The following is a 25,481-nucleotide window of genomic DNA, read 5'->3' on the forward strand; positions in this document are numbered from 1 at the left end:
ATATGTTTAATGTTTTGTATTGCGGGAGTGGCTCAGTGGTAGAGCGTCACCTTGCCAAGGTGAACGTCGCGGGTTCGAATCCCGTCTTCCGCTCCAATTTGTGCGGGTGTAACTCAATGGTAGAGTGCTAGCCTTCCAAGCTAGTTACGAGGGTTCGATTCCCTTCACCCGCTCCATTTTTTATTATATAAGTTTATATAGGCAGTACTGATATCCTGTGAGCGCCCATAGCTCAGATGGATAGAGTGATGGACTTCGAATCCAGAGGCCGCAGGTTCAACTCCTGCTGGGCGCGCCAATGCTTACTTGATAATGATGATATTAAAAGATTTTAAAATTTAATTCTATATAGGTAGTCTTTAGTATAAGCTAAAGGCTTTTTATTTTATAAGATTGATTTAATCTAGAAGTAGTACATAAGATAAATATCAGATTGATTTTTAGGTAAAATTAGTCTATTCTAGAGTTAAAGAAGTTTTAAATAATAAAATTGAATAATATTTACACTCGTATATGATTAGTAATAAGGTCTAACCGTTTCTACCGAGCAACCGTAAAATGCTTGACTATGGGTGTTTATATTTGTGATTTAGTCATATCTGAATAATCTGCAGTATCAGGTATGGTATTTTTACTCATAATTATTGAGTAAATAAAAAATCAAGATATAAGCTCCCTAAAATTTAGGGAGCTTTTATTTTAAGCAGATATGCAAAATCTATAATTTGGTTATAGTCGCTTACTCATCTGACGAAAGGAAGAGGAGTTTCATTTAAGCAGATATCCCAAATCTGTGATTTGGTGATAGTCGCTTACTCATCTGACAAAAGGAAGAGGAGTTTCATTTAAAAATTGGTTTAAAGAAAGGAAGTAACTATGGAGCTACTAAAAAATAGGATACTTAAAGATGGAGAAATAATAGAAAATAGAATTTTAAAAGTAGATAGTTTTTTAAATCACCAACTAGATGTTAATTTGTTTAATGAAATAGGAAAAGAATTCAAAAGAAGATTTGAAGATCAAGAAGTTACAAAAATCTTAACTATAGAGACTTCTGGAATTGCCATAGCATGTATAGCAGCCCAATACTTTAATGTTCCTGTGGTATTTGCAAAAAAACATGCAGGAGGCAATATGGACAAGGATGTATATGAATCTAGAGTATATTCATTTACAAAAAAATCTGAGTATAAAATAAAGGTTTCAGAAAAATATATAAAAGCTGAAGATAAAATTTTAATAATAGATGATTTTCTTGCAAGTGGAAGTGCAATATCAGGATTAATAGATATAGTAGAAAAAGCCAATGCAGTTATATCAGGAGTGGGAATAGTCATTGAGAAGTCCTTCCAAGGTGGGAGAGAACTAATATTGAATAAGGGAATAAAGCTAGAATCTTTGGCTGTAATTTCTAAATTTGATCAAAATACAGTTATTTTTAAGTAGGAAATATATATAATACAAATTATTTAAAAAAGCAACAGCGAAAATAAAGGGTTGTTTCACTTGGTGAAATAACCCTTTATTTTTATAATGTAAAGTAATTAATATATAGAATTATATATCTCTAAGATGGCTAAACAGTAATATAATTGTATTTTTTGTACATATGTCTCTGTAGATAATGTACAGGAATATATTAATTGGGTTTGGAGAATACTAGGCAATAATATAGTATGTGCTAGAATTTTAGGAGGAAAGATTGATTTAAATAAATTGAGTTATGGATTAATACAAAAAATGAAATATTGAATTTAAAATATGAAATTTATAATTCAATATTTCAATAATTTTGTATCAAAAATAAATAAAATATAATTGTACAAATGATATGATTGTGATAAAATATAATCAAAGTTAAATAAATGTAAACGTAATATATTAAATGTAGACCGCGATTTTATACATACTTATAATTAATAATAGGTTTTTGCGAAAAAAATTTACATTCCGCGTACAGAGGACATTTGTAAACGTTTCTCACAAAAACAAAATGTAATAAAATGTAATATGTAATAAATATACAATAATAATTTTAAAATATGAAATTATGAAATAAAAAAATCATAAAGCTATAAAAAATGCAATTACTTATCTAGTTATACTAGGTGAATATATAAATTTACTATCATAGTAGGGGGAATAAGTTATGGAATTAAATTTAGAAAGAATTAAAAAGGCTCAAGAAAATATTAAGGAAGTAGTTAGAAAAACTCCACTATTTCATACAAGCACTTTTTCAAAACAATGTGGCTGCAATTTATATTTAAAATGTGAAAATAAGCAGAAAACTGGAGCTTTCAAATTAAGAGGAGCATATAACAAAGTAGCTAGTTTAACAGAAGAAGAAAAAAGCAAAGGAGTGATAGCTTCATCAGCAGGGAACCATGCACAAGGGGTTGCCTATGCTGCTACAGCATTTGGTGTGAAATCTACAATAGTTATGCCATTAACAGCACCACAAGCTAAAGTGCAAGCAACTAAAGGATATGGCGCTGAGGTAATTCAGTCAGGACAGGTATATGATGAATGCTATGCAAAAGCAGTAGAAGTACAAAAAGAAACAGGAGCAACTTTCTTGCATCCATTTAATGATTTAGATGTAATGGCTGGACAGGGAACAATAGGACTCGAAATATTAGAGGAATTACCAGATGTTGATGTAATAGTAGTTCCAATTGGCGGAGGTGGATTGATATCAGGTATTGCCACTGCTGCTAAATCAATAAAGCCTTCAATAAGAGTAGTAGGAGTACAGCCTGAAATAGTAGCATCAACTAAAGCTTCACTAGAAAAGGGAGAAGTTGTTACATTACCAGGAGCTAAGTCATTAGCAGATGGTATATCAGTTAGCACGCCAGGAGATGTATGTTTTGAATACATTAAAAAATATGTAGATGAAGTAGTTACTATTAGTGAAGATGAAATAGCTTATGGTATGTTCTCACTTATGGAAAGAAACAAACTAATAGCTGAAGGTGCGGGAGCATCTCCAATAGCAGCATTGTTAGCAGGAAAAATAGAAGGAGTAAAAGGTAAGAATGTTGTAGCATTAGTTAGTGGTGGAAATGTTGATATAGCTACAGTTTCTAAGATAATAGAAAGAGAATTAGTTCTTTTAAATAGAAGAGTAAGATTTACTGTTGAACTTCAGGATAAAGCAGGAACATTAGGACTGTTAGTTTCTGAAATAGGAAAAGTTGGCGGAAATGTTGTTACAGTAAGACAAAATAATAATTGGAATGAAAAAGGACTTGATTATGCTGATGTATTCCTAGAAATAACAGTGCAATCAGCTGAGCACGGACAACAAGTAATAAAAGAATTACAAGAAAAGGGATATAGTATTGAAGTCCATAAATAATGTTAATTAAAATACAGGAAATATATATTTTAAGAAAGTTTTTTATAAAGATAGGCTGCTTCATTTTGTGAAGTAGCCTATTTTTTTAAAAGAACTTCCTATAAGGTATTTTAATAGAAAATTCTGTGTCTATTGGAATATATAATAATTGTAGATTCGATTGTATGTTAATATAATATTGATTTAAGTATTTTGAATATTTTTGATATTAGTAGGAGGAAAATTTAATGAATGAATTACCAGAAAAGATAAATGAATTTGCTGAAAAGAGAAGACAGGGTTTCATAACTATAAAGAATCTCAAGGATGAAGGTAAGAAGGTAGTAGGAGTATTTTGTGCATTTACACCTAGAGAATTAATTTCAGCTTCAGGTGCTATTCCAGTGTCGTTATGTGGTACAAGCGAAGAACCAATTGCAGATGCTGAAAAACATCTTCCAAGAAATTTATGTCCTTTAATAAAGTCTAGTTATGGATTTGCAATAACACAAAAATGTCCATACACGTATTTCTCAGATTTAATAGTAGGAGAAACTACATGTGATGGAAAGAAAAAGATGTTTGAAATGCTTGGAAAATTCAAAAATGTACATGTAATGCAGCTTCCTCAAACCACAAAAAGTGAAGATTCTTATAAGCTATGGAAGAATGAAATGTTGAAACTGAAAGGTAAGCTAGAAGAAGAGTTTGGAGTAGAAATTACTGAAGAAAAATTAAAAAATGAAATAAAGCTTAAGAATAGAGAAAGAAAGGCTTTAAGAGAGTTTTATGAACTAGGAAAAATGACACCTCCACCGTTGTCTGGTATGGAGATACTAAAGGTATTGAGAGGTTCAGAATTTACTTATGATAAAGAAAATCAAATAAAAACTGTAAAAGATATGACTGAAGAAATTAAGAAACGTTATGATGAAGGAGAGAGAAAAGTATCCAGTAAAGCTAAAAGAATATTAATTACAGGATGCCCTTTAGGAGAAGCTACTGATAAAATAATAAATCTAATTGAGGAAAATGGAGGAGTAGTTGTATGTTATGAAAATTGCGGTGGAGTAAAAAATATAGGATTTTTAGTTGATGAAGATATAGACCCTATAGATGCAATTACTGACAAGTATATCAATATTGCTTGTTCGTGTATGACTCCAAATGATAACAGAATTAAGCTTTTATCAGAATTAATTGATGATTATAAGATAGATGGTGTCATTGATGTTATATTACAAGCTTGTCATACTTATAATGTGGAAACTTATACAATTAAGGAGTTTGTAACAAAAGAAAAAAACACTCCTTATATGAGTATAGAGACAGACTATTCTCAAACTGATATTGGGCAGCTTAAAACAAGAATAGGAGCATTCATAGAGATGCTATAGAGATGTCCACGGCCGAAAGTAGACTTATGCTCCGGGAGATGTTTCCAAGTTTCAGCACGATAAAAACTTTTTGTCAATCTAAAGCTCAACATTTAGAAAATCTAAGAATCATTTATAAACTCGTACCTCAGACATATAAATAATTCTAAGATTTTCTAAAATGTTTCGCTAAAATTGACTAAAAAGTTTTTATATGTGGCTTTCAGCTTTGAAAACATCTCCCTGCGTATAAGTCTACTTTCTGGTATGGGCATCTATAGGAGGGTGTGATTAAACAAAATTTTACATTAGGTAAATTCTTAAATAGCAATGTATTGGATGTTTTTAATTTGCATTTTTTGGCGCATAAAGTGGACTTTATCACATCCTCTTATATAGATAAATCTGCTCTCTGGTTTCATTCTATAAGCATCTTGATAAGTAGTTTGATTAGCTTATTTAATTGAATAGTTCTATTTTAATAATCATGTGCACACTAGATGTTTATTAATCGAAGATTGGAAACCTGTAATTGCATTTGTATAATTTATAGATAAGTCTCTAACTATAATATATCTAAATAACGTTTACAATTCCTATATGCTAAAATGTTACTGTATGAAGAAAGATGGAGGGATATAATTATGGGAGATTATAGAAATTTGTGGACAAAATTAGGTGTAGATTTAGAAAAACATGATAAACTATGTGCGGTTTTACCAGAATTATTTGGAGCAACTTATTTGACACAAGAAAATAGACCGGAAGGTATGAATTATTTTAATTTTGTTGTTTCAGAAATACATGGACTTAGAATACAGGAACTTGATGAACATAGAAAAAATGGTGGAAAAGTAGTGGGTACATTTTGTGTATTTGTTCCAGATGAAGTAATATTGGCAGCAAAGGCTATTGGAATAGGACTTTGTGCAGGATCACAATTCTGGATAGAAGACGGAGAAAAGGTGCTTCCAAGAAACATATGTCCTCTTATAAAGGCATTTATGGGAGCTAAAGTTGGTGGTACATGCCCGTATTTTCAATCTTGTGACATGGTAATCGGAGAAACTACTTGTGATGGTAAGAAAAAAGCATGGGAATTACTAGATGAGTATGTTCCAGTACATGTTATGGATTTACCTCAAATGAAAAGAGATAAAGATTATACAAGGTGGTCAGAAGAAATAAAGGACGTTATTACTAAGATAGAAGAACTTACTGGAAATAAGGTTACTGTTGAGAGTCTTAGAGAAGGAATAAAGATAGCGAATGCAAAAAGAAGAGCATTAAAGAGATTATATGATTTAAGAAAATATAAACCATCACCGATAAGTGGGTTAGATGCTTTATTAATATCACAAATTGCATTTTATGATGATCCACACAGATTTGTAGAAAAACTAAATGAGCTTTGTGATGAATTAGATGAGAGAGTTAAAAATTTAGAACAAAATGGAAAGAAAAGATTAATGATAACTGGAACACCAATGGCAGTTCCAAATTGGAAGCTTCATTCAATAATTGAAAGCTTAGATGCAGAAATAGTTGTTGAAGAGACTTGTACAGGAACAAGATACTTTGAAAATGAAGTATGTGAAGAAGGGGAAACTATAGAGGAGCTAATTAAAAATTTAGCAGATAGATACTTAAAGATAAATTGTGCTTGTTTTACGCCAAATACAGGAAGAATTGATGATATAATTAGATATTCAAAAGAATATAATGTAGATGGAGTTATAGACTTCAATTTATCTTTCTGTCATACTTATGCCGTAGAGCATAGCTCAGTTGAAAAGGCATTAAAAGAAAAAAGTATACCTATTATGCATATAGAAACTGATTACTCTACAGAGGATTCAGGACAAATAAAAACAAGAGTAGAAGCATTCTTAGAGATGATTTAAGCAGTGAACTAGTTATTAGATAAGGTGATAAAGTGGAGACTATAAGATATTATATACTTTTTCCTTCACATACTGAAGGGGTTAAGTTAGAAGCAGCATTAAAGAAGGAAAAAATAAAAAACACCATAGTTCCGACTCCTAGAGAGTTGTCTGCCTCTTGTGGTATATCGATTATGTATAATAGAGAAGATGAGGAAAGAATAAAACTTTTGGTTGATAGCAACAATGTTAAAACATTAGGATTTCATTGTGTAAAGAAAAAAATAGTTAACCCTTATTTATAGTGAATATGATAACATTTTTATAAAATAAAAAAGGTGGATCAAGTTATGTTTTATGTAGGAGTGGATATAGGGTCAACTGCTTCGAAAGTTTGTGTGTTTGAAGATGAAAGTATAAAAGAAACTTTTGTGATGCCAACTGGATGGAGTAGTGTAGAGACTGCGAGTGATATAAAAAGAAGATTAGATGAATTAGGTATAAATGAAGAGAATTCTAAAATAGTTGCTACGGGGTATGGAAGAGTATCTGTTCCATATGCAGATAAAACCATTACTGAAATAACCTGTCATGGAAAGGGAGCTTACTATTTGCTTGGAGAAGATTGTACAGTTATTGATATAGGCGGACAAGATACAAAGGTAATTACAGTGGAAAATGGAAATGTAACCAATTTTACCATGAACGACAAATGCGCTGCTGGTACAGGAAGATTTTTAGAACTTATGGCAAATACTTTAGGATTTGATATAACAGAGATGTGTAGAAAAGCTCAAGAAGGTAAGGAAATTAGTATAAGTTCTATGTGTACTGTGTTTGCTGAATCAGAGGTAATAAGTTTAATTGGAAGTGGTAAAAATAGAGAAGATATAGCGTGTGGCGTGGTTGATTCAATTACTGGAAAAGTAAAATCTTTATGTCAGAAGCACTCAGAGAGTTTTAATTATTTTCTTTCTGGAGGCTTAAGCGAGAATTCATATATTGCTAAGAGACTTTCAGAAAAGTTAGGATCAAAGATTAAAACAGATAAATTGGGAAGATATGCAGGAGCTATAGGTGCTGCATTAATGGCAAAAGGACTTAAATAATAGATTGACTTTAAATACTATTTATGCTATGCTAGTAAGAGTGAAAATTGAATAACACGAAACTGTGTTACCTTTAAATCTGGTCCTGTGAGGCTGGGAAGGCAGACAAGTACATGTGTGCGATTAATTTAAGTATTAGAATAGTAGTGCTTACTATTTATAATAAACTTTTAGTGTACATAAATGCCTTTCATATGGAAGGCATTTTTTTATACCTTTAAATTTAGCCCAGTGAGGTTAAGAAGGAGGAGTCGAAATGTTAAAAGGAAAACATCTAATAGACCCAATGGATTTTACAACAGATGAAATTGAAGAGATTTTTAAATTAGCAGATCAAATTATTTCATGTCAAAGAGAATTTGCTCATATTTGTGATGGAAAGTTGCTTGCTACATTATTTTACGAACCAAGTACAAGAACAAGGTTTAGCTTTGAAGCTGCAATGCTAAGACTAGGAGGCCAAGTAATTGGATTCTCGGAACCAAACTCTAGTTCAGTATCCAAAGGAGAAAGTGTAGCAGATACAATAAAAACAGTAGGTTGCTATGCTGATATCGCAGTTATGAGACATCCAAAAGAAGGTGCTCCCAAGGTAGCATCCATGTATTCGGAAATGCCTGTAATCAATGCAGGAGATGGAGGACACCAACACCCAACTCAAACACTTACAGATTTACTTACAATAAGATCAGCAAAAGGAAGACTTAATGATCTAACAATAGGCTGCTGTGGAGATTTAAAGTTTGGAAGAACTGTACACTCATTAATTAAAGCTTTATCAAGATATGAGAATAATAAATTAGTTCTAATATCTCCGAGCGAGTTAAAAGTTCCAGATTATATAAAGAAAGAAATACTTGAAAAGAATAATATAGAGTTTATAGAAGTAGAAAAGTTAGAAGATGTTATAGATAAAGTTGATATACTATATATGACTAGAGTGCAAAGGGAAAGATTCTTCAATGAAGATGATTATATAAGACTTAGAGATAGATATATATTAGATAAAGAAAAAATGAATAAGGCTAGCGAAGAAATGATAGTACTTCACCCATTGCCAAGGGTTAATGAAATCTCATGTGAAGTAGATGATGATCCAAGGGCATATTACTTTAAACAAGCAAAGTATGGTATGTATGTAAGAATGGCTTTAATAGCAAAGCTGCTAGGTGTTAAATAATATAAATGTTTAGAGGAAGGTGAAGTTGAAATGCTTACAGTTAATAGTATAAAAAATGGAATAGTTATAGATCATATAAAGGCCGGTTTAGGAATTAAAATATTTAATGATTTAGGATTAGATAAAGCTGATTTTGCAGTAGCTCTTATTATGAATGCGGATAGTACAAAGTTAAAGAAGAAAGATATAATTAAAATAGAAAATAAAATGGATATAGATCTTACCATCCTTGGATTAATTGACCCTAATATTACAGTTGATATTATTGAAAAGGAAGCAATAAGAGAAAAGATAAAATTGAGTTTACCACATAAGGTTGAAAATATAATAAAATGTAAAAATCCAAGATGTATAACATCTGTTGAAAAGTATATTCCCCATGTATTCCACCTTGTGGATCATGCAAGAGGAGAATACAGATGTGAATACTGTGATGAGATATGTAAGGTTTCTGAACTTTAGCTATAATATTAGTATAAGAATAAGGATATATAGCTATGAGGAGATGGTTTTGTGGAACTTTTAATTAAAAATGGAAGAATAGTTGATTGGTCACAGGATTTTTATGGAGATGTATATATAAATGATGGAGTAATTTGCGAAATAGGAAAAAACTTGAATAAAAATTGTAAAATTATAGATGCTAAAGGATCAACAGTACTTCCATCTTTTATCGATCTTCATGTACATTTTAGAGATCCGGGTTTGACTTACAAGGAAGATATAGAAAGTGGAAGTCTTGCAGCTGCCAAAGGTGGGTATACCATGGTTAATCTAATGGCAAATACAAATCCGGTATGCAGTAATATGGATACTGTGGACTATGTTCTAGAAAAAGCAAAGAAGATAGGCGTAGTGGATGTTCATCAAGTAGTTTCAATAACAAATAACTTTGATGGAAAAGACATAAGTCATTTAGATAAATTAAAGCCATATGTAAGAGTAATATCTGAAGATGGAAAAGATGTTATGGACAGCAAGGTTATGATTGCAGCGATGGTAAAAGCTAAGGAAAGTGGGAGAATAGTTATGTGCCACTGTGAGGAACACTCACTCACAGGTATAGATACAAGAATGTCCGAGAATGTCATGACATGGAGAAACTTAGCATTAGCACAATTTACAGAATGTAAAGTGCACATGTCTCATGTAAGTACAAAAGAGTCAATGGAATACATTATAGAAGCTAAGAAAAAAGGAGTTAAGGTTACTTGTGAAGTAGCACCTCATCATATAGCGCTAACAGATAATGATTACAGAGTAAATCCTCCTATAAGAGGTAAAGAAGATGTAGAATTTTTAATAAAAGCTATACAGGATGGATGGGCAGATGCTATAAGTACAGACCATGCCCCACATAGTGTTGAAGATAAAAAGAATGGATCGCCAGGAATATCAGGAATAGAAACAGCCTTTGCACTTTGTTATACAAAGTTAGTAAAGGAAGGACATATAACATTAAATAAACTTTCTGAAATAATGTCGAAAAATACTGCAAGGATAATGGGTGTGGAAAAAGGTCAAATAAAAATAGGATATGATGGAGACTTAGCTATAGTTGATATAGATAAAGAATATGAAATATCTCATGAAGCTTTTGTATCTAAAGGAAAAAATACTCCATTTAGTGGTATGAAGGTCTATGGTGATGTAATTAAGACTATAAAAGGTGGAAAAGTAGTTTTTAGCAAAAATTAAATTGAAGATAGGGGTTGTACTAATTATGATTATTGATAGCTTGTATGAAGCGGTTGAGAAGAAAGGTCCTGTGTGTGTAGGGTTAGATACGGCTCTAGATTATATACCTAAATCAGTTACTCAAAAACATGTATCAGTTGAAGATGCGATATTTGAATATAATAAAGCAATAATAGATGCCACACTAGATGTAGCAGCTTGCTATAAAGTGCAAATAGCTTATTATGAAGCTCTAGGAATTTTGGGACTTAATGCTTATAAAAAAACTCTTAAGTATATTAAAGATAGTAAGTCTATAACAATTGCAGATATAAAAAGAGGAGATATTGCTAAAACTGCAGAAATGTATGCAAAGGCTCATTTTGAAGGAGATTTTGAAAGTGATTTTGTAACCCTAAGCCCATACATGGGATTAGATAGTATAGAACCTTATCTAGAATATGTAAAAAACAATGAAAAGGGATTATTTGTGCTAATAAGGACATCAAATAAAGGTGCAGAAGATATACAATATATTGATACAAAGTGCGGCAAAAAAGTATATGACATAGTAGGAAATAAAATACACGAACTAGGAAATGATTATATAGGAAGTTGCGGATATAGTTCAATAGGAGGAGTAGTTGGATGTACTCATGTTGAAGAAGGTATTGAACTTAGAAAAAATCTAAATAAAATGTTTTTCCTTATTCCTGGGTATGGTGCTCAGGGAGGAAGTGCAAAAGATGTTGCATTATACTTAAAAAATGGAAATGGTGGAGTAGTAAATTCTTCAAGGGGGATACTTCTTGCATATAAAAAACAAGTTGACGGGGAACTAAAATACGATTTGTTTGCTAGAGAAGAAGCTGTGCGCATGAAAAATGATATAAGTAATGCAATTAAGGAGAATATCTAATGAAAGAAAAAAAGATGGATTATTTAACAGTAGAAGTCTTTGAAAATATAGAAATAAATAATGGAACTTTTAAGTTAACTATCAAGGGGAAATTCAAAGGTCAGCCTGGGCAATTTTATATGCTTAAGGGTTGGGATAAGGAACCACTTCTTCCTAGGCCGATAAGTATAAATCATTTAGATGAAGAAAAAATAGTATTTTTATATCAAACAGTAGGTCAGGGAACTGAGGCTTTAAGCGAACTAGAACTAGCTGATAAGTTAAAAATTATGGGGCCCTTAGGAAATGGATTTGATGTAGATAACATAAAAGGAAAAGTGGCAGTTGTTACAGGTGGAATAGGGATAGCACCTATGCTTTATGTAACAGAAAGTTTAAAAAATAGTCAGGTTGATCTATATTGTGGATTTAGAAGTGATACTTATATGTTAGATAACTTTGAAAAATATGTTAATAATATAAATATATCTACTGAAGATGGCAAAATAGGACACAAAGGATATATAACTGAGATTTTTCATCCGAATTTGTATGATGTAGTTTTATGCTGTGGACCAGAACCAATGATGGAAAGAGTAGTTGTAATGTGTAGAGAACAAAAGGTGCCAGTGTATGTATCTATGGAAAAACACATGGCTTGTGGTATAGGTGCATGCCTGGTTTGTACTTGTAAAACTAAACAGGGAAATAAAAGAACTTGTAAAGATGGTCCAGTATTCTTAGGCGAAGACATAGTACTTTAGAATTAGAAGGTAGGGATAACATGTTAAATGTTGATATATGCGGGATAAAATTAAAAAACCCAGTAATTGCAGCGTCTGGTACTTTTGGATTTGGTGGAGAGTACAATGAAATTTATGATGTATCAAAACTTGGAGGTATATCTACTAAAGGACTTACATTAAATCTTAAAGAAGGAAATGATGGAACAAGAGTGTATGAGACAAGAGGTGGAATGCTAAATAGCGTAGGACTTCAAAATCCTGGAGTGGATAATTTTATAAAAAATGAACTGCCTAAAATGAGAAAGTTAGGTACTGCTATAATCGCTAATTTAGGTGGGGGCAGCATTGATGACTACTTATTAGGTATAGAGAAGTTAAACCCTACAGACGTAGAAATGATTGAGCTTAATATATCATGTCCTAATGTAAAGCATGGTGGAATGGCCTTTGGAATAAAGTCAGAGGTAGCATATGAGATAGTAAAAGAAGTAAGAGAAATTTGTAAAAAACCACTTATGGTGAAGCTTTCTCCAAATGCAGAGGATATTGTAGATATGGCATATAACTGCTGCAGGGCAGGAGCAGATGCGTTATCGCTTGTAAATACCTTTAAAGGAATGGCTATTGATATAAGACAGAAAAAGCCAGTGTTTAATAATATAACAGCAGGACTATCGGGGCCAGCTATAAAGCCAATAGCACTTAGAATGGTATATGAGGTGTGTAAAGCAGTAGATATACCAGTAGTTGGAATGGGTGGCATATCTTCGTGGAAAGATGCAGTAGAATTTATAATGGCAGGTGCTCATGCAATTCAAGTTGGAACGGCTAATTTTGTGAAACCAGATATATGTTTAGACATAATAAATGGATTAGATGCTTACGTGAAAAATGAAGGTATAAATAGCTTGGATGAAATAAGAGGAATTATATAGTAAGAAAATATTTAATTTAAATAATTGGAGGTAAAAGCATGGAAAATACAGATAACATGGTTATAGATACATTAAAGGAAGTAGAAGCACTACTAGAAGGACACTTTTTATTATCATCGGGAAAGCACAGTAATAGATATTGTCAATGCGCTAAACTTTTACAATATCCTGATAAGGCTGCAAAAGTATTAAAGGTAGTCGCAGACAAATTAAAAGATGTAGATTTTAATTTAGTAGTTGGGCCAGCAATGGGTGGAGTAGTAGTTTCTTATGAATTAGCAAGACAAACAGGAAAACCAGGTATATTTGCTGAGAGAGAAAACGGTGAAATGACAATTAGAAGAGGTTTTCAAATAAATAAAGGGGATAAGATTATAATATCAGAAGATGTAGTAACTACAGGTAAATCTTCTTTAGAAGTAGCTAAAGTTATAGAAGGATTAGGAGGAGAAGTAGTAGGAATTAGCTGTATAGTAGACAGACGAGCTGAAGGGGTAGCAATTCCATATCCTATATATAGTGCAATTAAATTAAACATAAATGTATATGAAAAAGAAAATTGTCCAATGTGTAAGGAAGGAACTCCTTATATAAAACCGGGCAGCAGAAACATAAAATAATCAGAACTATTTCCCAAAACGGGATGATAAGTATGAAGATAAGTTAAAGACCTAGACATATTTCTATGCTAGGTCAAGTAACTTTTGTTGATTTTATTAGTAAAATTGAATTTTAAAAGTTTCTAGAATAGCATAAATATATATATTTGCCGCCAGCTTCAGCGTTTAAATCTTTGTCTATTTTTATATATCCATAAGGAGCAGGAATATCAGAAGAACTTCCTTCCATTATATTTATACTCCTAATAGGATCATTGTTTGTTTGTTTAGAATAACAAACATATACATATTTGCCACCAGCACCTTTGTTCAAATCATATTCAATCAAAGTGTAATTTGCAGGACATTTATTTTTAGCATCATTAAGGGAATTTGCAATAATAACATCTATATCTGTAATAGGATTATTTGGATAGCTTTGATCATCTAAGTCCTCTTTATAGCAAATATAAATATATTCTCCACCAGCACCAGCATTTAGATCTTTATCTATTTTAGTATAGCCATATGGAGGTGCTATATTGGGATTACTTGATCCAATTACAGCTAAATTAGAAATACAATATTGAGGTAATGGTTTAGATTTATTACTAGCATAAGATTGGTAAGCTTTTTTTAGTTCTTCTTTTCTAGCACCATCAGGGCAAAGATTCCAAATCGGTGCTAAACTATTATCTGAGAAGTTACAAAATATTGGATTTCCTTGTATAGATTCAATCCACTTTTCATAATTTCCGCTTAATTGTATATATTTTCCGTATTCAGGACTACCTCCTAGTACTTTCACTACAATATTAGAACTTCTGTTAAATTCATTTATATCTGTACCATAATCCAGTTCTTCTTTCAATGATATTTGATTAGTAAATCGCTTATAAGATAATTCGGCAATAGTTTCAATGTTTTCAGTTTTACGATAACTTATTTGATCAGTGCTAATTGTATACTCGCATTTAGCACCTACTATGACTTCTTGTAAGAAATGAGTTCCATATTTATCAAATAATTCGAATGGGTCTAAACCACCATACAAATCGTTTTTTACATCTTTCTTTAATATATTAACAAGGTTTCCTATATTGGAATAAGGAAGAGTTAATTTCCATTTTTCTACAAGATCTATAATTTTTGTATATTCATGAATTCTTTTTCTTAACTCTGAAAGCTCAAAATCTACTTGTAAAGAACCACTAAAAAAATTATAGTTTCCACTTAAAGAAGTTATTGTGTTTAATTTTTTTAAATATTCATTTATAGAAATACTATAATAAGATTGAAATGAACCTTGGATTAATTCTTGATAAGCCACAATAATAGGAATGGAATAATTTTTTCCAGCAATTGATATTTGAGATTGTTCACCTAAATCAAATAGATCTATTTTTGTACTTTTGGGATTTGCATATAAACCAAATATATCATAGCCTCTGCCTAATGAGTCTATACCAGGTATTGGTGGAATCTCATTGGCAACATAGGATACATTTTTTAGTGAAGAAAAATTGTTATCTATCATTTTTACACCTCGTTATTTTATCTTTAGAAAACTCTGTATAATTTTAAGGGCCTTACCCCAATAACAGGATATTCACCAATGTTAAAAAGGTTCCTAAAATCCTATTGATTTTTATATTTTTTGTGAACTATAATCAGCGCGACGAATTTGATGTGCAAAATCTTCATTAACTCTATTCCAATTAGGACATGTTGACAATGTAAAATAATTGTGATATTCTTTGTATAAATATTAACTTGAATGTATAAAAATTAATATTGCAACTTTGGCGAGAAATAGATAATTCGTGGTTTTATTAAAAGGATTTCGAAAAAACATGCATAATGAGTGTATAAAGTTAAGAGAGACTAAACAAATTTAATATAACCATATTTTAATAATAATATAGAGGTGGATAACTATGAAAGGATTTTTGTATCTAGAGGATGGTACTATATATGAGGGAAAAGGTTTTGGAAAGATTGGAACATCAATAGGAGAGTTGGTTTTTAATACATCGATAACAGGATATCAGGAAATATTAACAGATCCATCTTATGCAGGGCAAATAATAACAATGACGTATCCGCTAATAGGAAACTATGGAGTAAATAGTTTAGAAGGGGAGTCTGCTAAAATATATGCAAAGGGATTTGTTGTAAAATCTGTATCTAATACTCCTTCAAATTATTTAAGCGAGGATACTGTTGATTGTATGCTTAAAAAAATGAATGTAGTAGGAGTCTCTGGATTAGATACAAGAAGCATAACTAAAAAGATAAGAAATTCTGGAGCAATGAAATGCATTATATCTACACAAGAATTAAGTAAAAGTAAAGCAGAGGAAATTTTAATAAAAACAAGCTTAAGTGAAAATTATATGGAAGAGGTAAGTACAAAACAACCAATTCATATAAAGGGAAGTGGTCATAAGGTAGTTGTTATAGATTTTGGAGTAAAAGCAAATATAATAGAAAACTTAAAATATAGAAATTGTGATATAACAATTCTCCCTTACAACACATCTTATGAGGAAATAGAAAAACTTAATCCGGAAGGAATACTTTTAAGTAATGGTCCAGGAGATCCAAAGGAAGTTGTGGAAGCAATAGAAACGGTTAAAAAGATAATCTATAAATATCCTACCTTTGGGATATGCTTAGGACATCAAATACTTGCTTTAGCTTTAAATGGTGATACTTATAAAATGAAATATGGACATAGAGGTGGAAATCACGGTGTATATGATATTGAGAAGGATAAAGCATATATAACATCCCAAAATCATGGATACGCAGTAGATGGTGATAGTATAAAAGATAAAGTTATAATAACTCATAAAAACTTAAATGATGATACCATAGAAGGAATGAGACATAAGGAACTACCAGTATTTTCAGTACAGTTTCATCCAGAGGGAGCACCAGGACCTCAAGATTCAGCATATTTATTTGATAAGTTTATAAGTTCAATGAAGAGTTAGCATAATTTGATTAGCTTAGATATTTGAGAAGTGGAGGATAGGTAATGGCTTTAGATAAAAACTTGAAAAAAATCATGATATTAGGTTCTGGTCCAATAATAATAGGTCAAGCAGCTGAATTTGACTATTCTGGGACGCAGGCATGTAAAGCAGTAAAAGAAGAGGGAATAGAAACTATTCTTATAAATAGCAATCCAGCAACTATAATGACAGATAGTCATATAGCAGATAAGGTGTATATTGAACCGCTGACCGTTGAATGTATATCTAAAATTTTAGAAAAAGAAAAACCAGACGGAATATTAGCGGGATTTGGAGGACAAACGGCACTTAATCTTGCTATGAAGTTAAAACTAGAGGGTATACTAGATAAGTATGAAGTAAAACTTTTAGGAATAAATAGTGAAGCTATAAAAAAAGCGGAAGACAGAGAAGAATTTAAGAAGTTAATGATAGATACAAATCAGCCTATACCAATGAGTATTATAGCTACGACTGTAGATCAATGTGTTGAATTTGTAAATAAATATGGCTTTCCTGTAATAATAAGACCAGCATATACTTTAGGTGGAACTGGCGGAGGAATAGCAGAAAATATGGATGAGCTTCTTGAAATATGTGATTTAGGAATAAAGATGAGCCCAATAGGCCAAATACTTTTAGAACAAAGTGTGGCTGGGTGGAAGGAACTTGAGTATGAGGTAATAAGAGATGGCAAAGATAACTGCATTATAATTTGTAATATGGAAAATATTGATCCTGTTGGAATTCACACAGGTGATAGTATAGTAGTAGCTCCATCCCAAACACTCAGAGACAAGGAGTACCACATGCTTAGAAAGGCTGCTATAGACATAATCAGAAGCTTAAAAATAGAGGGTGGTTGTAATATACAATTTGCACTAGATCCAGATAGCAGTAATTATGTAGTCATAGAAGTTAATCCAAGAGTTAGTCGTTCCAGTGCTTTGGCTTCTAAAGCTACGGGATATCCCATTGCTAAGATTGCAGCTAAAATAGCAATTGGATATAGTTTGGATGAACTTAAAAACTATGTTACAGGTAATTCAAGTGCTTGCTTTGAGCCAACATTAGACTATGTAGTAACTAAGATACCAAAATGGCCTTTTGATAAATTCGGTAATGCTGAAAGAATATTAGGTACACAAATGAAGGCAACAGGAGAAGTAATGGCGATAAGCAGAAATTTTGAAAGTTCACTTCTTAAGGCGGTAACTTCACTAGATGGAAAGTTTTCTGGACTTAGAATTAACAAAATGGCTGAGTTAAGTAAAGTCGAAATTATAGAAAAAATACAAATGCAGGATGATCAAAGGATTTTCGCTGTAGCTGAAGGCTTTAGGAAAGGAATGACAGTAGATGAACTTCATAATATTACTAAAATAGATAAGTGGTTCTTAAATGGTATAAGTAATATCGTTACTATGGAAAAAAGATTGCAGAATGAAAGACTAGATGAAAAACTTTTATATGAGGCAGAAGCTATAGGATTTATTGACGAGGAAATACATGAATTTACAGGAGCAACAAAGGAACAAGTTGAAAAGATAAGAGAAGAAAATGGTATCTATCCAGTATATAAAATGGTTGATACCTGCAGTGGAGAGTTTGAGGCTCAGACTCCATACTATTATTCCTGTTATGAAGAAGAAGATGAAAATATAATATCAGAGGATAAAAAGATACTTGTAATAGGTTCAGGTCCAATAAGAATAGGACAAGGAATAGAATTTGATTACAGTTGTGTACATGGAGTATGGGGAATAAAAGAAGCAGGATATAAGGCTATTATAATAAATAATAATCCGGAAACAGTTAGCACCGATTTTGACATTGCAGATAAATTATATTTTGAACCACTGCATATAGATGATGTTATGAATGTAGTTAACAGAGAAAAGGTAGAAGGAGTTATAGTACAACTTGGAGGCCAAACGTCTATAAATATAGCACAAAAGCTTTATGAAAGAGGAGTAAACATTCTAGGAACATCCTTTGAATCTATAGATTTGGCAGAGGATAGAGATAAGTTTAGAAAATTTTTGGAAGAGTTAAACATTCCATCACCTAAAGGAACTGCTGTTACTAATATAGAGGAAGCATATGAAGCAGTAAAACAATTAGGTTATCCTGTAGTAGTAAGACCCTCTTATGTAATAGGCGGGCGTGCAATGGAAGTAGTTTATGATAAGAATTCACTCGAGAAATATATGAAAGAAGCCGTTAAGCTTTCGTCAGAACATCCAGTATTGGTAGATAAATATATAAAAGGAGTGGAAATAGAGGTAGATGCTATTGCAGATGGAGAAGACTTGTTGATGCCTGGTATAATGGAGCATATTGAAAGAACAGGGGTTCATTCAGGTGATAGTATAACAGTATATCCTTATATAAGCTTAACAGAAGATACAATTAAAACACTTGTAGAATATACTAAAAAAATTGCTAAAGGCTTAAATATAATAGGACTTGTAAATATACAATATGTGTTTGATGGCAGCGATGTATATGTAATAGAAGTAAATCCTAGAGCATCTAGAACTGTACCTATATTAAGTAAAGTAACAGGTGTACCTATGGTTAAGATTGCTATAGAAACAATGCTAGGTAATAAGCTTAAGGATCTTCAATATGGAACAGGATTATTAGAGAACAAGAACTTCTTTGCTGTAAAGGTTCCTGTATTCTCAGGAGAAAAGCTTGTGGATGCGGATATATATTTAGGACCAGAGATGAAATCCACAGGAGAAGTTCTTGGAGTAGATAAAATTTTAGATAAAGCTTTATACAAAGGTTTTAGTGCATCAGGAATCAATATAGTTACAGAGGGTAATGTATATGTATCTCTTAAAGATGTAGATAAAGAAGAAGGTATAGAGATATTGAAAAGCTATATTAGATTAGGATTTAAAGTTTATGCTTCAGAAAAAACAGGGGAATGTTTAATACAACACGGAATAAAGTGTGATACTATAGATATAGAAGAGGTCATAGATTTAGTTGGTAAGGGAAAAATAAGCATAGTAATTAATACGCCAACAAAAGGAAATAATCCTGAGAGTGCTGGTTTTAAGTTAAGACGTAAAGCCGCAGAATATAGGGTACCTGTTTTTACTTGTATAGATACTGCAAAAGTATTTTTGAAAGCTGTAGAAGTTAAAAAAGGTAATATAGAGATAGAGTACAATACAATTAATGAATATTTAAATTAAGAAAATGACATCTCATGCTTTTAATGAGATGTCATTTTTTAATTTTTGCTAAAACTATCAGAAATTTAAGATTTGTAAAAAATTATACTATTTTTCATTCTTTTGAGTTATAATAAATATGAATTGCCGTAGAACAATAATATTTGTATTGTCAAGATGGAATTTATAAAATATATTGAGTTGAGCATAAATATCACTTGTATTAAACAGGAGGGAGTAAGAATGGCAAAACCAAGTATATTCAGTAAGGATTATGAAAAAAGAATGCGAGTAAGAAAAAAAAGAATAGTCTTTGCAGTTTTAATATTAGTTGTCCTAGTTATATTTGCAACAATCTATATTAGAGGCATATTTAAAAACTTTACAGGAAACACAAACAACGTAAAAAGTAATGTTGTTTCAAATAAAAATGAAACTAAAGATTCTAATGTAACTAAACAGCAAACTACTACCCCAAATAAGGAAGAAAAGAAAGAACAGCAGTATAATATTCAGTTAAGTGATGGAACCAATGTAAATGCTGTTTATGAAACTAAAAATAATGAAAAAACCTTTAAAAATGTCTCGCCAGCTGAAAGTAATGTATTTTATAGTATAAGCCCAAATAGTAAAAGTATGGTTTTGCTTGACAGCAAAGCACAAAGTATTATTTTATTAGATATAGATGGAAATAAGCAGGATATAACAAATCCTAAGTATGTATCAACTAATGGAACAGAGATAACTAAAGAATCACAATTATCAGCACAACCTGACTACATGTGGTGTTCTTCTCCAAGATTTGTAAGTGATGATAAAATTGCATACATAAGTCAGTTACCATGGATTGGCAAAAACACTAAATATATATGGACTGAAAATATAAAAGATAAAACTCATTCTTTAATTCAGGGAATTGAAGGTGAGGACATAAAGTTTGATAAAATAACAGATAAAGGACTTACTGTAATTATAGATGGAAAAACTATGTATTTAACTTCAAATGATAGTATTTCAGAATAGAATACAGATTTTATATAAAAAAATTGTTATTTTTTATTTTTGAATTTTGGAGGTAAGGATGGAAATAGGGTTATCATCAGCTAGCTTTTATCCCAATTTAAATATAGAAGACACCATAAGTTTAATGAAAAAATTAGGTTTTGATGTAGGAGAATTATTTTTAAATACTGCAAGTGAATATGATGAAGAATTTATAAAGCTATTAATAGAAGAAAAAGATAAAAGCAATTTTAGAATTAATTCTGTTCATGGATTTTCATCATCTTTTGAACCTTTTCTATTTGATGTCTATAAAAGAAGAAGAGATGATATGTTTATATATTTTAAAAAGATATGTAAAGCTGCTAAAAGGTTAGGAGCACAATCCTATACATTTCATGGTATGAGATATCAAAAATCAAAGTATATTAATTTAAAGTTTATAGTTCAGGTATATAACGAGTTAATATATACTGCTATGGAGGAAGGAATAAAGCTTTCTCAAGAAAATGTTTCATGGTGCATGTCTTCTGACATTGACTTTTTAAAAATGCTTAAAGAGGAGTGTAAGTACCCAATACACTTTACTTTTGATATAAAACAGTCATATAAAGCAGGAATTGAACCTGAAAAATATATAGATATTATGGGTAGAGATATAATAAATCTTCATATAAATGATAGGGATGATGTGAATTTATGTTTATTACCTGGAAAAGGAAATGTTAACTACAAGAAATTATTTAAAAAATTAAAGGAAAATGAGTATAATGGAATAGGAATAATTGAGGTTTATAGCGACAATTATTCAAATTATGATGAATTGACAAATGCAAAAAAAATTTTAACAAGTTATTTTTAAAGTGAAAAAGTAATTGTAAAAATTATGTTTTTTGGTATATAATTATTAATACAGAAATTCTTATTACACATTAATATTTAAATATATTATAAAAAGTTATAAGATACAGTAACATATGTTAATAATTCTAAATGTATGTTATAATAATATGGTTAACAATAAGTGTGAACGTGATTAGGAGGAATAATGCAATGAACGTTAAGATGGAAAAAATAGAAAACAATGTAGTAAAACTAGAAATAACAGTTACAGCAGACAAGTTTAATGAAGCTATGAAAAAGGCATTTGCTAAAAATGCTAAAAAGTTCAATATACCAGGCTTTAGAAAAGGTAAAGCACCAATGAACATAATAAAGAAATATTATGGTGAAGGAGTATTCTATGAAGATGCCATAAATTTCTGTTGTGATGATACATATCCAATAGCAATAAGTGAAAATAACATAAAACCAGTTGATTATCCAGAAATAGATATAGTTCAAGTTGGTGAAGGAAAAGATTTCATATACACAGCTAAAGTTGTAATAGTTCCAGAAGTAGAACTAGGAGAATATAAAGGATTAGAAGTTAAGAAACCTGTATACGAAGTAAAAGAAGAAGAAGTAGAAAATGAATTAAAGTCAATGCAGCAAAAAAACGCCAGAGTAGAAACAAAAGAAGATGGAAGTGTTGAAAAAGGAGATATTGCTGTAATAGACTTTAAGGGCTTTGTAGAAGATAAAGCTTTTGAAGGTGGAGAAGGAACTGATTATGAACTAGAAATTGGTTCAGGAACTTTTATAGATAACTTTGAAGATCAATTGGTAGGATTGAAGAAAGGTGAAGAAAAAGACGTAAAAGTTAAATTCCCTGAAGAATATGGCAGAGAAGACCTAAATGGAAAAGAAGCCCTTTTCAAAGTTACAGTTAAAGATATAAAAGCAAAGGAATTACCAGCATTAGATGATGAATTTGCAAAAGAAGTTTCAGAATTTGATACTATTGAAGAAGTTAAAGCTGATATAAAGAAGAAAATGCAAGAAGCAAATGAATTAAGAGCAAAAAGAGAATATGAAGAAGCAGTTATAGATGCAGTTTGCGGAAACGCAAAAATTGACATACCAAGTGTTATGATTGATAAAGAAACAGATAATATGATTAAAGATTTAGAGATGAGATTGAAATATCAAGGATTGGATCTACAAACATATTACCAATATACAAATAACACTGAAGAAAAAGTAAGAGAATATATGAAAGAAACAGCTGAAAAGAGAGTAAAAACTGATTTAATAATTGAAGAAATAGCTAAAAAAGAAAATATAGATGCTACTGAAGAAGAATTATTAGCAAGAGCAACAGAAATGGCAAAACAATATGGTAGCAAGGAATTAGAGAAAACTGCTAAATTGATACTTGATTCACAAAAGAACTACTTAAAAGTAGATGTAGTTAATGAAAAAGTTATAAAAATGTTAGTAGAAAATACTAAAGATATAGCATAATATATTAAAGGGTTAATTGCCAGGAATTTTTCTGGCAATTAATTTTAAATTAATATATATTTTAAAATTATGATATAATTTAATTTTAAATGGGTAAAATCACTTAGTGTGAGGATTAAAAAGGAGGAGAGATTTATGAGTTTAGTACCAGTAGTTGTTGAACAAACTAATAGGGGAGAAAGATCTTATGATATTTATTCTAGACTTTTAAAAGATAGAATAGTTATGTTAAGTGAAGAGGTTAATGACGTTACTGCAAGTTTAGTTGTAGCACAATTATTATTTTTAGAAGCAGAAGACCCGGATAAGGATATACATCTATACATAAATAGTCCAGGAGGATCTATAACATCAGGAATGGCAATTTATGACACTATGCAGCATATAAAGCCTGATGTCTCCACTATATGTATAGGAATGGCTGCTTCAATGGGTGCATTTTTACTTGCAGCAGGTGCAAAAGGAAAAAGATTCTCATTACCAAATGCTGAGATAATGATACACCAACCTCTTGGAGGATTCCAAGGTCAAGCAACAGATATAGGAATTCATGCTGATAGAATTCTAAAAATAAAGAAAAAGTTAAATACTATATTAAGTGAAAGAACAGGTCAGCCGCTTGAAAAGGTTGAAAGAGATACTGAAAGAGACAATTTTATGGAAGCTGATGAGGCTAAGAACTATGGCTTAATAGATGAAGTGATTGTAAAAAGAAAATAACCTTTAGTGAGGTGTGATGATGGCCAAAATTGATGATAAAAAACAACTAAAATGTTCATTCTGTGGCAAGACTCAAGATCAGGTTAGAAGACTCATAGCAGGGCCAGGGGTATATATTTGTGATGAATGTATAGAACTATGCTCAGAGATAATAAGTGATGAATTTGAAGAAGATGTTCAAGTAGATATGAGTTCTCTTCCAAAGCCTGTAGAAATAAAAGGTTACCTTGACCAATATGTAATAGGTCAGGATGATGCCAAAAAATCCCTATCAGTAGCAGTTTATAATCATTATAAGAGAATTAATTCCAATTCCAATAATGATGATGTAGAACTTCAAAAAAGTAATATACTACTATTAGGACCAACAGGATCAGGAAAAACCCTTTTAGCTCAAACTTTAGCTAAGTTTTTAAATGTTCCATTTGCAATTGCGGATGCAACAACTTTGACAGAAGCTGGATATGTTGGAGAAGATGTTGAGAATATACTTTTAAAGCTTATTCAAAATGCGGATTACGATATAGAAAGAGCTGAAAGAGGAATAGTATATATAGATGAAATAGATAAGATAGCAAGAAAGTCAGAAAATCCATCTATAACAAGAGACGTTTCAGGTGAAGGTGTACAGCAAGTATTGTTAAAAATACTTGAAGGTACAGTTGCATCAGTACCGCCACAAGGTGGAAGAAAACATCCGCATCAGGAATTTATTCAGATAAACACTACTAACATACTATTTATTTGTGGTGGTGCTTTTGACGGAATAGAAAAAATCATAGAAAGAAGAACAAGAATAAGCACATTAGGTTTTGGAGCTACTATACAGTCTAAAACAGAAAAAGATGTAGGTAAGGTTTTAGGTGAAATAATGCCAGGAGATCTTTTGAAATTTGGACTTATTCCTGAATTTGTTGGAAGACTTCCAATAGTAGTAACTCTTGCAGCGTTAGATAGACCTGCTCTAATTAGTATTTTAAAAGAACCAAAAAATGCGCTTGTTAAGCAGTATAAAAAGCTTTTTGAAATAGATAATGTTGAGCTTGAATTCTTAGATGATGCATTAGAAGCAATAGCTGACGAAGCATTAAAAAGAAATACTGGAGCTAGAGGACTTAGAGCTATAATAGAAGATACTATGAAGGATATTATGTTTGATATTCCTACTAGAGAAGAAATTGCAAAAGTAATAGTTAATAAAGAAACTGTTAATACAAAAGAACCAGTTCTCATTGAGGCTGAAGGTGAAAAAAGAACACCCTTAAAGGTGAAGAAGTCCAGAAATCGAAAAGGTTCAGAGACGGCATAAACTTGGTTTTTGCAATTACCTGATGCTTAGTAATTGAATAAATAAAAAAGAGAGGAGTTTCTTGACTCCTCTCTTTTTACTATTCTGCAATTTAAGAGAATATAGTGTATAAAAGATGTGCATAATACTAATAAGATGAAATCTGAA

Annotated in this window: 21 protein-coding genes, 3 tRNA genes and 1 riboswitch; of the genes, 23 read left to right on the plus strand and 1 reads right to left on the minus strand. The window is 31.1% G+C overall.

Annotated elements, in window-relative coordinates:
- The first annotated feature begins 21 nt into the window (after positions 1–21).
- The 16 genes from I6U48_RS05030 (at position 22) to pyrE (ending at position 13,767) form a co-directional block, all read left to right on the plus strand.
- Positions 22–96, plus strand: a tRNA-Gly gene (locus I6U48_RS05030).
- A gap of 6 nt (positions 97–102) precedes the next feature.
- Positions 103–176: transfer RNA gene (locus I6U48_RS05035), tRNA-Gly, on the plus strand.
- Positions 177–221: 45 nt separating this feature from the next.
- A tRNA-Arg gene (locus I6U48_RS05040) sits at positions 222–298 on the plus strand.
- Between the two features lie 189 nt (positions 299–487).
- A riboswitch (purine riboswitch) is annotated at positions 488–589 on the plus strand.
- Between the two features lie 287 nt (positions 590–876).
- A complete protein-coding gene (locus I6U48_RS05045) occupies positions 877–1,446 on the plus strand; it encodes a xanthine phosphoribosyltransferase (protein WP_218319318.1) in 570 nt (189 codons plus the stop codon).
- Positions 1,447–2,149: 703 nt separating this feature from the next.
- A complete protein-coding gene (ilvA, locus tag I6U48_RS05050) occupies positions 2,150–3,364 on the plus strand; it encodes a threonine ammonia-lyase (RefSeq protein WP_218319319.1) in 1,215 nt (404 codons plus the stop codon).
- A gap of 227 nt (positions 3,365–3,591) precedes the next feature.
- Positions 3,592–4,740 (plus strand): double-cubane-cluster-containing anaerobic reductase, encoded by a 1,149-nt coding sequence (locus tag I6U48_RS05055; RefSeq protein WP_218319320.1) that lies wholly within the window; start codon positions 3,592–3,594, stop codon positions 4,738–4,740.
- A 623-nt stretch (positions 4,741–5,363) separates the two neighbouring features.
- Positions 5,364–6,623 carry a double-cubane-cluster-containing anaerobic reductase gene (locus I6U48_RS05060; RefSeq protein ID WP_218319321.1) on the plus strand — a complete coding sequence of 420 codons (1,260 nt, stop codon included), beginning with the start codon at positions 5,364–5,366 and terminating at the stop codon, positions 6,621–6,623.
- A 32-nt stretch (positions 6,624–6,655) separates the two neighbouring features.
- Positions 6,656–6,907: a putative Se/S carrier protein gene (locus tag I6U48_RS05065; RefSeq protein ID WP_218319322.1), complete on the plus strand. Its 252-nt coding sequence runs from the start codon at positions 6,656–6,658 to the stop codon at positions 6,905–6,907.
- 45 nt (positions 6,908–6,952) lie between these two features.
- Entirely contained in the window at positions 6,953–7,711 is a 759-nt protein-coding gene (locus I6U48_RS05070; protein ID WP_218319323.1) for an acyl-CoA dehydratase activase, read from the plus strand.
- A gap of 256 nt (positions 7,712–7,967) precedes the next feature.
- Complete coding sequence (pyrB, locus tag I6U48_RS05075; RefSeq protein WP_218319324.1) at positions 7,968–8,891, plus strand: aspartate carbamoyltransferase; 924 nt, start codon at positions 7,968–7,970, stop codon at positions 8,889–8,891.
- Between the two features lie 30 nt (positions 8,892–8,921).
- The gene (locus tag I6U48_RS05080; protein WP_218319325.1) at positions 8,922–9,353 is read left to right on the plus strand and encodes an aspartate carbamoyltransferase regulatory subunit; all 432 of its coding nucleotides are present in this window, start codon (positions 8,922–8,924) and stop codon (positions 9,351–9,353) included.
- Positions 9,354–9,404: 51 nt separating this feature from the next.
- The gene (locus I6U48_RS05085; RefSeq protein ID WP_218319326.1) at positions 9,405–10,589 is read left to right on the plus strand and encodes a dihydroorotase; all 1,185 of its coding nucleotides are present in this window, start codon (positions 9,405–9,407) and stop codon (positions 10,587–10,589) included.
- A 25-nt stretch (positions 10,590–10,614) separates the two neighbouring features.
- Entirely contained in the window at positions 10,615–11,487 is an 873-nt protein-coding gene (gene pyrF / locus I6U48_RS05090) for an orotidine-5'-phosphate decarboxylase (protein ID WP_218319327.1), read from the plus strand.
- A complete protein-coding gene (locus tag I6U48_RS05095) occupies positions 11,487–12,230 on the plus strand; it encodes a dihydroorotate dehydrogenase electron transfer subunit (protein ID WP_218319328.1) in 744 nt (247 codons plus the stop codon). Before pyrF ends, I6U48_RS05095 begins: the two co-directional genes overlap by 1 nt.
- A 20-nt stretch (positions 12,231–12,250) precedes the next feature.
- Positions 12,251–13,147: a dihydroorotate dehydrogenase gene (locus I6U48_RS05100; protein WP_218319329.1), complete on the plus strand. Its 897-nt coding sequence runs from the start codon at positions 12,251–12,253 to the stop codon at positions 13,145–13,147.
- Between the two features lie 38 nt (positions 13,148–13,185).
- Positions 13,186–13,767: an orotate phosphoribosyltransferase gene (gene pyrE, locus I6U48_RS05105; RefSeq protein ID WP_218319330.1), complete on the plus strand. Its 582-nt coding sequence runs from the start codon at positions 13,186–13,188 to the stop codon at positions 13,765–13,767.
- 112 nt (positions 13,768–13,879) lie between these two features.
- Here pyrE and I6U48_RS05110 read toward each other — a convergent pair whose 3' ends face one another.
- Complete coding sequence (locus I6U48_RS05110) at positions 13,880–15,283, minus strand: MAC/perforin domain-containing protein (RefSeq protein ID WP_218319331.1); 1,404 nt, start codon at positions 15,281–15,283, stop codon at positions 13,880–13,882.
- A gap of 400 nt (positions 15,284–15,683) precedes the next feature.
- On the opposite strand from I6U48_RS05110, the gene carA reads away from it, so the two are divergent.
- The 7 genes from carA to clpX all read left to right on the plus strand — a co-directional run bounded on the left by carA (position 15,684) and on the right by clpX (position 25,334).
- Complete coding sequence (gene carA, locus I6U48_RS05115) at positions 15,684–16,745, plus strand: glutamine-hydrolyzing carbamoyl-phosphate synthase small subunit (RefSeq protein ID WP_218319332.1); 1,062 nt, start codon at positions 15,684–15,686, stop codon at positions 16,743–16,745.
- 44 nt (positions 16,746–16,789) lie between these two features.
- A complete protein-coding gene (gene carB / locus I6U48_RS05120; protein WP_218319333.1) occupies positions 16,790–19,978 on the plus strand; it encodes a carbamoyl-phosphate synthase (glutamine-hydrolyzing) large subunit in 3,189 nt (1,062 codons plus the stop codon).
- Positions 19,979–20,200: 222 nt separating this feature from the next.
- Positions 20,201–20,980, plus strand: coding sequence for a hypothetical protein (locus I6U48_RS05125; RefSeq protein ID WP_218319334.1), 780 nt, complete (start codon positions 20,201–20,203; stop codon positions 20,978–20,980).
- 58 nt (positions 20,981–21,038) lie between these two features.
- On the plus strand, positions 21,039–21,821 hold the full coding sequence (locus I6U48_RS05130) for a sugar phosphate isomerase/epimerase family protein (protein ID WP_218319335.1): 783 nt from the start codon (positions 21,039–21,041) through the stop codon (positions 21,819–21,821).
- Positions 21,822–22,012: 191 nt separating this feature from the next.
- Positions 22,013–23,305, plus strand: coding sequence for a trigger factor (tig, locus tag I6U48_RS05135; protein ID WP_218319336.1), 1,293 nt, complete (start codon positions 22,013–22,015; stop codon positions 23,303–23,305).
- A 135-nt stretch (positions 23,306–23,440) separates the two neighbouring features.
- Entirely contained in the window at positions 23,441–24,025 is a 585-nt protein-coding gene (clpP, locus tag I6U48_RS05140; protein ID WP_218319337.1) for an ATP-dependent Clp endopeptidase proteolytic subunit ClpP, read from the plus strand.
- A 19-nt stretch (positions 24,026–24,044) separates the two neighbouring features.
- Positions 24,045–25,334: an ATP-dependent Clp protease ATP-binding subunit ClpX gene (clpX, locus tag I6U48_RS05145; RefSeq protein ID WP_218319338.1), complete on the plus strand. Its 1,290-nt coding sequence runs from the start codon at positions 24,045–24,047 to the stop codon at positions 25,332–25,334.
- Positions 25,335–25,481 lie beyond the last annotated feature (147 nt).

This window comes from Clostridium thailandense (assembly GCF_019207025.1).
Lineage (GTDB): Bacteria > Bacillota > Clostridia > Clostridiales > Clostridiaceae > Clostridium_AM > Clostridium_AM thailandense.